The sequence below is a fragment of the Hydrogenophaga sp. genome (assembly GCF_011772445.1).
In the GTDB taxonomy this organism is placed as follows: domain Bacteria; phylum Pseudomonadota; class Gammaproteobacteria; order Burkholderiales; family Burkholderiaceae_C; genus Hydrogenophaga.
In genome coordinates this window covers 1-10,192 of sequence record NZ_WVZN01000038.1, presented here as the reverse complement: position 1 = coordinate 10,192, position 10,192 = coordinate 1, and the positions used below count along the sequence as shown (strand labels likewise).

Sequence of the window (10,192 nt, the reverse complement as noted above, 5' to 3'; positions counted from 1 at the left end):
GGGCTGGATTCAGCGGGGGGTGGGCGGTCGCCAGATGGCGAAGCGGTTGACCGAGACCATGAGCATCCCGGCCCGCGGAGGGTGTTCCGCGTGACGTGCAGGGGGCGCAACGCCAAGGTCCATCGGCATCAAGGTCACCGATGAGGTGCCGCACTTGACGCCGCTCTTGCATGGCTGACCCGTCTCGAGAAAAGTCGCCACGTCGTTGCAGCAATCGGCCATCGGCTCGGCGCTGACCTCATCGGCCGTCTGTGAGTCGCTGCCCGACACCGCCATGGCCATGGCTTCCATGGGGCATGGCTCGGGCACGGCGCCCAGGCCAGCCCAAGTCTGCATCGGCAGAGCCAGGCACATCAGCAGGACGATCAGCTTGCGCATGCGTGCGATTCTAGGCTCGGCCCTAACAGGCGCCAAGTTCAGCTGCGAACGTCTTTGAGCAGGCCGAGACTTGGAGCGATGGCGCGACACTGATGGAATGCTGGATGAATGGTGAATCCCGGACTCCATTCTCGGGCTCTTGCCACTTCTTCAACAATCAGCGACGCCAGCGGTCGCGGCTGATTTGAGAGACGAAACCTCAATCTTTACAAGCACTTCCCATGTCTCAAGAGAACCAAACCAACCCGAACCATGTGCACGACGACCGTGATCACGGCCCCGGTGGGCATGCCCATGGCGGTGTGTTTGGCGCAAACACCGAAGCGATTTTCGCTTTGCTGTGCGGCGCAATGCTCGGCTTGGGCGTGCTGTTGGAAAGGTTCGCTCCCAGCACCCCTACCTGGGGACCGCTGGCCTTATACCTCTGCGCTTACTTCTTCGGCGGCTTCTACACCTCTCGGGAGGCCATTTCCAAATTGCGTCAAAGGCGCTTCGAGATTGACACTCTGATGCTGGTGGCAGCCGCAGGTGCCGCGGCACTCGGTTCCTGGGCAGAGGGCTCGTTGTTGCTGTTCCTGTTTAGCCTTGGCCATGCCTTGGAGAACTACGCCATGGGCAGGGCCAAGCGTGCCATCGAAGCGTTGGCCGAACTGGCACCCGAGACGGCCACGGTGCGACGTGATGGCCGGACGCAAGACATCGCCGTCAGCGATCTTGTCGTGGGAGACATCGTTCTCGTGCGCCCAAATGAGCGCCTACCGGCGGATGGTTTTATCTTGGTGGGCAGCAGCAGCCTCGACCAGGCACCGGTCACCGGAGAAAGCATCGCCGTGGACAAGCACCCCGTTACCGACGCCGCGGCGGCTCGCTTGAGACCGGATGGTATCGACGCAGCATCGCGCGTATTCTCCGGGACCATCAATGGCAGCAATGCCATCGAGATCGAGGTGACGCGTCGCTCCTCGGATTCGACGTTGGCACGCGTGGTGAAGTTGGTAAGCGAAGCGGAAACACGCCAATCGGCCACACAACGCTTTACCGACAAGTTTGAACGATTCTTCGTCCCGACGGTGCTTGCCCTCGCCTTTGTCTTGCTGTTCGCGTGGGTGGTGGTAGACGAACCCTTCCGAGACAGCTTCTATCGCGCGATGGCCGTACTGGTGGCGGCTAGCCCGTGTGCGCTGGCTATTGCCACGCCCAGCGCCGTGCTGTCTGGCATAGCGCGTGCCGCCCGAGGTGGTGTGCTCGTCAAAGGCGGGGCGCCGCTTGAAGCGCTTGGCTCGCTCAACGCCATGGCCTTCGACAAGACGGGAACGCTCACAGAAGGCCGTCCGCGGATCACCGATGTAATCCCCCTCGAGGGTACCGACGAGACCGAGCTGCTCAGCGTGGCGGTGGCGGTGGAGTCCTTGAGCGATCATCCGCTGGCGGCCGCCATCGCCCGCGACGGGCGAAAACGCCTGACCGATCAAACCCTGGCAGAAGCCGACAACCTGGAGGATCTGATTGGCCGCGGCGTCAAGGCGCGTCTGAATAGTCAACCTGTCTGGATCGGCAAGGCCGAGATGTTCGGCAGCGACGGTGTGCCGCCCCTGGGGGCGGCAGCCATCGCGGCGATTCGTCGATTGCGGGATACTGGGCGCACCAGCATGGTGGTGAGACAGGGCGAGCGCGATCTGGGCGCGATCGGACTGATGGACACGCCGCGCGCAGGCGCCTCCCTGACTCTGCAACAACTGCGTGATATCGGCATCAACCGAATGATCATGATTTCGGGCGACCATCAGAGGGTGGCCGATGCGGTCGCCAAACAAGTGGGACTCGACGAGGCTTGGGGTGACCTCATGCCCGAGGACAAGGTGGCCGCCATCCGCAAGCTGCGCAATCAGACCCAAGTGGCCATGGTGGGAGACGGCGTGAATGACGCGCCCGCCATGGCCAACGCGACGGTCGGCATCGCCATGGGGGCGGCGGGCTCGGACGTTGCGCTAGAGACGGCCGATGTCGCCCTGATGGGCGACAAGCTGGAGATGCTTCCATTTGCCGTGGGGCTAAGCCGCCACACCCGAGCCATCATCCGCCAGAACATCTTCGTAAGCCTCGGCATTGTCGCCTTCCTGGTACCAGCCACCATAGTGGGCCTGGGGATCGGTCCGGCCGTCGCAATACACGAAGGCTCCACCGTTCTGGTGGTCGTCAATGCCTTGCGTTTGCTGACCTACAGGAAGCCGAAAGAGCTTGTAGTTAGCAAGGCGGCGGCAGACTGAATCACACCCCGCCTCGGCTTAGACCGGCTGCTGTGCCGGCATCTGCCCCGCTGCAAGGGACGATTGGGCCAAGCGCTCCTCTTCCTCATCACGTCGGTAAGCCAAGCGGTAGAGAATCGGCAAGACCAGCAAGGTCAAGGCTGTCGACGACAGGATGCCGCCAATCACCACGGTCGCCAGCGGTCGCTGCACTTCAGCACCGGTGCCCGTCGCAATGGCCATGGGAACGAAGCCCAGCGACGCCACCAATGCGGTCATCAGCACAGGCCGAAGCCGCGTGAGCGCACCCTCGACGATGGCTTGGTCGAGCGTTGCACCACCCTCGCGGAGGTTGCGGATGAACGAGATCATCACCAACCCGTTGAGCACCGCCACGCCGGATAAGGCGATGAAGCCCACCGCTGCTGAGATCGACAACGGAATACCGCGCATCCACAGCGCCAAGATGCCCCCTGTCAAGGCAAAAGGAATGCCTGTGAACACAATGAGACCATCTCGCACGTTGCCGAACATGGCGAACAACAATGTGAACACCAGCAGCAGCGCCACCGGCACCACGATCTGCAGGCGCTGCGTCGCCGACTGCAGGTTCTCGAACTGGCCACCCCAAGTCGTCCAGTAACCCGGCGGGACAGTGACACGCTCCTGCAGCGCCGCACTGGCCTCTTCCACAAACGAACCCATGTCGCGCCCCCGCACGTTGCTGCTCACCACGATGCGGCGCTTGCCATCCTCTCGGCTCACTTGGTTGGGGCCCGGTGCCAGCTCCAGCGTCGCCAGCTCGGACAAAGGGATGAAGGATGCACGCGAACCGCCATCCGGCTGCTGCGTGACAGTTGGCAACGTCACTGGAAGGCGCCGGATCGACTCGATATCTGAGCGCATGCGTTCGGGCAAACGAACAACGATATCGAATCGACGGTCGCCTTCGAACAGGGTGCCCGCGTTGCGGCCGCCGATGGCAGTGGAAATGGTGTCCTGAATGTCGCTGACGTTGACGCCGTATCGTGCCGCCTTTTCGCGATCGATCTTGATGGATAGCACCGGAAGTCCCGTGGTCTGCTCGACATTGACCTCGCTCGCTCCATCGATGGACCCCAGCACCTCGGCGATTTGTTGTGCGGTCTTGTTCAGCACGTCCATGTCGTCGCCGAACACCTTGACGGCCACGTCGGCACGCACCCCGGAGATCAATTCGTTGAAGCGCAACTGGATCGGCTGGGAGAACTCGTAGTTGTTGCCTGGAAGTTCGGCCACCCGCTCCTGCACCGCTTCAACCAGCTGTTGGCGCGTGCGCTGCGGTCTGGGCCATTCGCTCTCGGGTTTCAACATCACATAGGCGTCCGAGATGTTGGGCGGCATTGGGTCCGAGGCGATTTCCGCTGTGCCCGTGCGCGCGAAGATGCGCTCGATCTCGGGAAACTCCGCCTTGAGCGTGCGCTCGAGCTGCTGCTGCATCTGAACGGATTGCGACAGACTGGTCCCCGGGATGCGCAGCGCCTGGATCGCGAAGTCACCTTCGTTCAGGTTGGGAATGAACTCGCTGCCCAGGCGCGTGGCCAGAAGGCCGGACAGCAGCACCGCCGCACCTGCCGCGGTGAGCACCACAGCCTTGGCTCCCATGGCCCGCTGGAGCAGGGGATGGTAGGCGCGACGAGCCCAGGCCATCACGCGGTTTTCCTTCTCGCCCACTTTGTTGCCGATGAACAAAGCCACGGCGGCGGGAATGAAGGTGATGGACAGGATCATGGCGCCGAGCAACGCGATCACGACGGTGAGCGCCATCGGGTGGAACATCTTGCCCTCCACGCCCGTCAGCGCAAAGATGGGCAAATAAACCACCATGATGATCAGTTGCCCGTAGAGCAACGGACGGCGCGCTTCGTGGGACGCAGCAAACACCTCGTGGAAGCGCTCGGATCGCGTCAAAGGCCGGCCCAGGCGCTCCTGCGCATGCGAGAGCCTGCGAACGCAGTTCTCGACAATCACCACCGCGCCGTCGACGATGATGCCGAAGTCGAGTGCGCCCAGGCTCATCAGGTTCGCGCTCACCTTCTGGCTCACCATCCCGGTGAACGTGAACAGCATGGACAAGGGAATGACCATTGCAGTCAACAGGGCTGCGCGGATGTTGCCAAGGAACAGGAACAGCACCACGATGACGAGCACTGCGCCCTCGAACAGGTTCTTCTTGACCGTGGCGATGGCTTTGTCCACGAGAACCGTGCGATCGTAGACAGTGATGGCATGCACACCGTCGGGAAGGTTGCGGTTGATCTCCTCCATCTTCAAGGCCACCGCCTGCGCCACGGTGCGGCTGTTCTCACCAATGAGCATGAACACCGTACCCAACACCACCTCGCGACCGTTGTCGGTGGCGGCCCCGGTCCTCAGGTCCTGGCCAATCTCGACCTCGGCCACATCGCGAATGCGCACGGGCGTACCTCCGCTGTTCGCGAGAACAACGTTGCGCAAGTCGTCAAGGTTGGCCGCTTGGCCGGGAGCACGGATGAGGTACTGCTCGCCGCGCCGCTCAATGTAGCCAGCGCCTACATTGGCATTGTTGCGCTCCAGGGCCTGTACCACGTCGTTTAAGGTCAGTCCATAGGCCAGCAGTCGTTCGGGCAAAGGTGCGACCTGGAACTGGCGCTCATGTCCGCCGATGGAGTTGATCTCGGTCACGCCCGGCACATTGCGCAACTGGGGTTTGATGATCCAGTCCTGGATCACGCGCAGGTCGGTCGCGGAGTAGGACGTGCCGTCGGGCTTGGTCGCGCCCTCCTTCGCCTCCACCGTCCACAAGAAAATTTCACCCAGCCCGGTGGAGATGGGCCCTACGCTAGGGTGGACTCCTTCGGGCAGGGCGCCGATGGCCCCTTGAAGCCGCTCGTTCACCAGTTGGCGGGCGAAGTAGATGTCGGTGCCGTCCTTGAAGATTACGGTGACCTGCGACAAGCCATAGCGCGACAGGGACCGGGTCTGTTGCAAGCCGGGCAGGCCCGCCATGACGGTCTCGATCGGGAAGGTCACGCGCTGCTCGGTCTCCAACGGCGAGTAGCCTGGTGCAGCTGTGTTGATCTGTACCTGGACGTTGGTGATGTCCGGCACGGCGTCGATGGAAAGGCGTTGGTAGTTGTATACCCCGAGGCCGGCCATACCGAGCACGGCGAGCATGACCAGCCACCGATGCTCGATGGCAAAGCGAATGATGCGTTCAAACATGGATGGGCCGCTTTCAATGCGCGTGGGTGGCCGAGCCCTTGCCCTGCTCAGACTTGACGATGAAGCTGCCGTTGGCCGCATACCACTCGCCTGCTTTCATCCCGTCCAGGATTTCTACGCGTTGGCCGTCCGAGCGCCCGACGCGCACGGGACGGGTCTGAAAGCCACCGTCCACGCGAACGAACACCGACGTTTTGTCCTCTACGGTTTGCAGCGCCGCGGAGTCTACCGTCACGGGTGACGCTGTTTCGTTGTCGTTGGTTAGCACCTCCACGGTCACGAAAAGACCGGGTCGCCATGCGCCCTTCGGGTTGCTCAGCTCCACGCGTGCGGGCGCGGTGCGCGTCTGGGCACCGATCAACGATCCCACGAAAGCGATCTTGCCTTCGGCCACCACATCGGCAGTGCTCGCCTTCACACGCACGCGTTCACCCACCAGCACCCGGGGGAGATCGCCGGCGCCCACGCTCATCTCCGCCCACACGGTGGAAAGGTCGGACAACGTGAACACATTGGTGTCCTCACGAACTGCCTCGCCGATGGCGATGTGCTTTTCCACAACCATTGCATCGAAGGGAGCGCGCAGCTCCACGGCCCCCAGCGCGTTCGCGCTAGCCGACGCTCCCAGTGTTTTCAACTTCTGCGACGCATTGGCCACTGCGATCTCAGCTTCGCGCAAGGCTTGCCGTGCTTGGAGAACATCCTGCTCAGGCGAAATCTTCTGCTCCCAAAGCGTTCGCTCACGGTCGTAGGTTGTCTGAGCCAGTTCATGGCGCCGCTGCGCCCCCTGGAGTTCGGAGCGAACTTCGGAAACCGCGCTGCTGGATACCACCGCCAGCACTTGGCCGCGCGTCACCTTCTGCCCCAAGTTCGCACTCACGCTGTCTACGACGCCCGCAGCTCGTGGCACGATGTGTGCAGTCCTGTCTTCATTGAAGCGGATTTCGCCGGGCAGTTGCAGCGTTGCGCGGATCACTTCGGCCGAGCTGCTCTTCATCTCGATGCCGGCGGCGTGGATCTGCTCGTCTGTCATGGCAACTCTCTCGTCGTCGTGAGCAGAACCCGCTTCATCTTCATCCTTGGCTTGCGCGGTGGTGGGCTTCGGCCCCTTTCCTTCAGCGCCGTGTCCATGCCCATCGTCCTGCGCCTCGGTGCTGGCCTGCCCATGGCCATCGTCTTCCCCATGGCCTTCTCCATCCCGAACAATGAATGCTGCGCCAGCTGCCCCCAGCAGCAGAATCGCGACGATGACGAAAAGATGCTTGCGGCTCAGCTTGGTGCTGGGCGATCCGGACGTTGCCATGGCAGTTTCAAGGTTGAAAAGGGTTGTTCCCGAGCAGGCGCGCGACATCCGCCACCGCTCGATGAGAGTCGCCCAATGAAAGCAGGTACTGCGCTCGGGCCTGCAACAGCGTTCGCTGCGCATCGAGCACATCCAAGTACTCGAACTTACCGAGTTCAAAGCCCTGTGTGGCCGCATTGAAGGCCATTTGTGCGGCCGGAAGGATCTCGGCGCGCACGGCCATCACCTCCTGAGACGCGATGTCCAACCGCTGACGCGCGATGGCCAAGTCTGCCCGCAGGCGCAACTCGGTGGCGCGCGCGTCGTCCTCCGACTTGTCGCGACGACGAAGTGCTTCCACGATGTTGCCGCGATTGGTGTCGAACACAGGCAACGGAATCGACACACCGACGATCGCGATCGAGCGCCCTTCCTGCTGGATGCGCTGCATGCCTAGGCTGACGGCGATGTCGGGTGTGCGCTTGGCTTGCTCCAGGTCCGCCAGTGCTCTCAGGCGTTGCGTCTGCAATCTCGCCATGCGCATGGTTGGTGACTGCTCTACACGGGCTTGGAGTTCTTCGATCGGAGGCAGGCTGGGCAGCTGTAGGGCGTTGCCATCCAGGGTATCGAAGGATGCCCCACCCGCCAGCAGCGCACGCAACTCTTGCATCTGAGCGTTCAGTTCAGCTTGCGCTTGCGCCAACTCAAGGCGTACGTTGGCCTCGGCCACCTTCGAGCGCGTCTCTTCCAAAGGAGAAATTTTGCCCGCCTGCACGCGTTTGGAGGCAGCCACGCTGCTCGAGCGAGCAATGTCTAACGACTCTTGCGCCAGCCGAACACGCTCCTGGGACAACAACGTAGCCAGGAAAGCCGCGGTGACATTTGCCTGCAACTGGGCTGACGTCAGTTCGTACTGGGCGCGGGCGGCATGCAATGCCCCCTCTGCTGCAGTGATGCGGGCTGCGCGTTTCCCTCCCAGCTCCAGGGGCTGGCTGAGAGTGACCGTCGTGCGTCGATTGCCGGCACGCAGGTCCTCGACCTCAATGCCAAGCGAAGGATTCTGAAGGGCACCCGCTTGTGACAAGGCGCCCTGCGCAGCTTCCACCTCGCGCAAAGCCCCCGCCAAGGTCGGGCTGTTGTCGAGCGCGGTTCTCCAAGCGGTGCCGAGCGCGAGGGGCAGCAAAGCCGAACTCTGCGCGGGGAAAGGGGTGGGCACCTGATGCCTGGCGGGCTGCGCGTGCGCAGCAGCACCCACCCATGTCGCCAGCACCAAGGTCAGCGACACATACTTGCTGGACATTCAAATCTCCCGAAGACCGGCCTAGTCCAGGCGCTCGGCGTCCATGGACGTGAACAGAGCCGCAGGTCGCGCCTCCCGCAAAGGAAAGAGCGGCCAGCTTGCTCAGTCAAAGATGATCGGCATCAGCGGCGGGTGAGAGGATTCCTGCTGACATAGACGCGGTATTCCTTGCCGGCCAGACTCGCGGGGGCGAACTGCGCGAGATCCCAGGACCGACTGTCGAGTCCATTGAAGGTCCAGGCGAACTTCTGGCCACCGGCCCCTCGGAAGACCACCGTTTCACCGTAGGTGATGTTGGCGAACTTGGTGGTCGACAGATCAATCACGCGCGCGCTGGGCGCTTCGCCGGCGGGTTGGCCGTAGAAAGACTGACCGTTTCGGAAAGTGTCGGCTGCTGCTACTCCAACGAAAGAACTGGCCATCGCAACAGAAAGAGCCGCGAAACGCAGGGAACGGGACGTGTTCAAAGTGAAACCTCTCAGTGGGTCAATGGCCTCAAGACCGAGGCCGTGGCTGCCTCTCGGCACTGACACGCACTTTAGAAAGCTCTCCTCAACAGCTTGAAGATCGGTAAATTACAAATCGATCATGTTGGCTTGTTCGCCACAGATGGAAGCGCCCACCGGCGCAGCACGCAAGATCCTCAGTCGGTTCCGGGGCCGAAGCGCATCACCACCATGCCGATGGCAGTGATGCCTCCAGATGATGAAGCGGTGGGCCGTCCGCCATGCATGCGCGCGATGGCTGCCACGATCGAGAGGCCAAGCCCGTGGTTGCGATCAGCCTGGCAGCGTGAAGAGTCCGCCCTAAAGAATCTATCGAACATGCGAGGCAGTACCTTGGAATCGATGGTGATGCCTTGGTTCTGCACCTGCAACAGCACCTCGTCGGGGGACAGAAGTTGGATCACCACACGCACTGAAGTGCCACGCGTCGCGTATCTCGACGCATTGCTGATCAGGTTGGATAGCGCTCTTTGTAGCAAGGACACATCGAAGGCGCCCGCGGCATCGCCTACTACCTCAAGACTCAAGCCCGCGTCGGCCAGCGCCGCATCATGGTAATCGGCAACCCGGCGGGCAAGCGCCGCAAGGCTGCCGCTCTCAACGCGCCGAGCAACAGCGCCTCTGTCCGCCTGGGACAGGAACAGCATGTCGTGCACGATGCCCGCGATGCGCTGCAGGTCTTCCAGGCTGGATCCCAGAGCTTCCCGCAGTTCTCCAATGTCTTTCGATGAGGACAAGGCCAGCTCGGCACCGCTGGTCAAGGTTGCCAAGGGCGTGAGCAGTTCATGGGCCACATCTGCGTTGAAGCCCTCCAGCTGTTCGTAGGAAGCCTCCAGGCGCCCCAACAAATCGTTGAACTGGACGATCAGGGGGGCGAGTTCTCCCGGTTGATTCGATCCGTCCACGCGACGGTGCAAGCTGTCGGCGGCCAGGGCGTTGATCTGAATCGACAGCTCTCGCAACGGCCTGAGCCCCAGCCAAACCAGCACAAAACCGCCCAATGAGATGAGAAAAACTCCTCCGGAAGCTGCAAGCGCCAATGCCAGAGCGATGCGACGCAGGAGGAGGACGTCCTTGGCGGTATCGAGCGTGAGCTCAACTTGAAAGGGGCGGTGAGCCGCAACGGGAGACACCAGATCGAACTGGATCGCACGCCTGGGTGAGGTGGTCGTTGGGGGCGTGTCCGAATTTTTGTGTGTGAGGCGCCGGAAGACTTGTCCACGGTGTCGCTCGTCGC

7 protein-coding genes are annotated in these 10,192 nt (G+C 62.3%); 1 reads left to right on the top strand and 6 read right to left on the bottom strand.

Annotation, left to right across the window (positions count from 1 at the left end; translation table 11 throughout):
- Positions 1-9: 9 nt before the first annotated feature.
- Positions 10-378: a hypothetical protein gene (locus GTO19_RS15440; RefSeq protein ID WP_291022687.1), complete on the bottom strand. Its 369-nt coding sequence runs from the start codon at positions 376-378 to the stop codon at positions 10-12.
- A gap of 221 nt (positions 379-599) precedes the next feature.
- On the opposite strand from GTO19_RS15440, the gene GTO19_RS15435 reads away from it, so the two are divergent.
- Positions 600-2,645, top strand: coding sequence for a heavy metal translocating P-type ATPase (locus GTO19_RS15435; protein WP_291022685.1), 2,046 nt, complete (start codon positions 600-602; stop codon positions 2,643-2,645).
- Positions 2,646-2,663: 18 nt separating this feature from the next.
- On the opposite strand, the gene GTO19_RS15430 is transcribed toward GTO19_RS15435, so the two are convergent.
- From GTO19_RS15430 to GTO19_RS15410, 5 genes are all read right to left on the bottom strand, one after another.
- A complete protein-coding gene (locus GTO19_RS15430; protein ID WP_291022682.1) occupies positions 2,664-5,867 on the bottom strand; it encodes a CusA/CzcA family heavy metal efflux RND transporter in 3,204 nt (1,067 codons plus the stop codon).
- A gap of 13 nt (positions 5,868-5,880) precedes the next feature.
- A complete protein-coding gene (locus GTO19_RS15425) occupies positions 5,881-7,170 on the bottom strand; it encodes an efflux RND transporter periplasmic adaptor subunit (RefSeq protein ID WP_291022679.1) in 1,290 nt (429 codons plus the stop codon).
- A 7-nt stretch (positions 7,171-7,177) separates the two neighbouring features.
- Positions 7,178-8,449, bottom strand: coding sequence for a TolC family protein (locus GTO19_RS15420; protein ID WP_291022677.1), 1,272 nt, complete (start codon positions 8,447-8,449; stop codon positions 7,178-7,180).
- A 122-nt stretch (positions 8,450-8,571) separates the two neighbouring features.
- The gene (locus GTO19_RS15415; RefSeq protein ID WP_291022674.1) at positions 8,572-8,916 is read right to left on the bottom strand and encodes a CzcE family metal-binding protein; all 345 of its coding nucleotides are present in this window, start codon (positions 8,914-8,916) and stop codon (positions 8,572-8,574) included.
- Between the two features lie 176 nt (positions 8,917-9,092).
- Positions 9,093-10,192 (bottom strand): heavy metal sensor histidine kinase (locus GTO19_RS15410; RefSeq protein WP_291022671.1); only part of this gene is annotated, 1,100 nt, incomplete at its 5' end.